The sequence below is a fragment of the Pseudoalteromonas sp. A3 genome (assembly GCF_025942345.1).
Lineage (GTDB): Bacteria > Pseudomonadota > Gammaproteobacteria > Enterobacterales > Alteromonadaceae > Pseudoalteromonas > Pseudoalteromonas atlantica.
In genome coordinates, this window is record NZ_JAPCKL010000029.1 from 1 (window position 1) to 1,247 (window position 1,247).

Here is a 1,247-nt window from a genome sequence, read left to right on the forward strand (position 1 = left end):
TGATCTGACTCCATAAAAGTAGACACCTATTTAGGAGTCAGTTCTCATGAAAGTAAAAGCGTTTCGTAAACATACAGAGGAATTTAAAAGAAAAGTGGTGCAGGAGTCATTAGACTCACACGCTACCGTTAAAATGACCGCTAATAAATACGGTATTCATCCCGATATGCTGTCAAGTTGGAGAAGTAAAATGACCTCAAGAAAAGAGCCTAAGCCACTTAAAAACCATGGTCCAGAAAAGTCATATAAAGACCTTGAACGTCAAGTTCGTAACCTTGAAAAGCAGCTTGAGGACGTACAGTTGGAGAACGACGTACTAAAAAAGGCGAGGGCCTACTTCGACAGTCTAAAAGAATAAGGTTTCAATATATTCATAAGACCACGACGGTGAAGAAAACAGTAAGCAAGTTATGTAAGTTATTATCTGTTTCTAAGGCTGGGTATTACAAATGGTTGAAACAGTCGTCGAATCCAGTTGAAAGAAAAAATGATTTTTTACTTCAGTTTTTAATAAAGAGAAGTAATGAAGAGCACTGCATACCTGGTTACAGAAAATTGTGGCAAGCCGCCATAGCCGACGGATATGATTGCAGTAAAGGCCGAGTGCAGCGTTTATTACAAAGCGTAGGTTATCGCTCTAAATCAGGTAAGCGTCGCTACACCAGTGGTAATAAAAAGCAGGGTTTTATAACGACAGAGAATCTACTTGCTCGTCAATTTGATGTTGAAGAGCCTAATAGTGTATGGGTATCGGATATAACTCAGGTGCGCTGTAAAGAAGGCTGGCAGTACTTATGTGTCATTTTAGATTTATACTCACGCAAAGTTGTGGGCTGGGCAACAAGTCGAATTAATAATGCGGTTTTAGTGATTAAAACACTAAAGAAGGCTTGGAATGTGCGCAAGCCGAACGGGCAACGTTTACTGTTTCATTCAGATCAAGGGAGCCAGTATCGAGCTAAAGAGACTATATCGTGGTTGAACAAGCGAGGTGTAACGATTAGCATGTCGAGAAAGGGGAACTGCTGGGATAATGCCTGTTCAGAAAGTTTTTTTGCTCAGTACAAAAAAGAATGGATGAGTAATCTAAATGAACTGAGTCGTAGCGAAATGACAATACAAAGTCGTTTTTATATTGAGAATTACTACAACTCAGTGCGAATGCATGGGACGATTGGAAATGTTAGCCCCATACAATATGAATCAATGAATTAAAACCCCGTGTCTACTTTATCGGGGTCAGATCA

At 39.7% G+C, this 1,247-nt stretch carries 1 protein-coding gene; it reads left to right on the forward strand.

Annotated elements, in window-relative coordinates:
• Positions 1–46: 46 nt before the first annotated feature.
• Positions 47–1,215 (forward strand): IS3 family transposase gene (locus OIZ54_RS20230; RefSeq protein WP_264391148.1). Its coding sequence is split into 2 segments (ribosomal slippage): positions 47–317 and positions 317–1,215, totalling 1,170 coding nucleotides; the frame shifts between segments, so codons are not numbered across the junction.
• Positions 1,216–1,247: the final 32 nt, after the last annotated feature.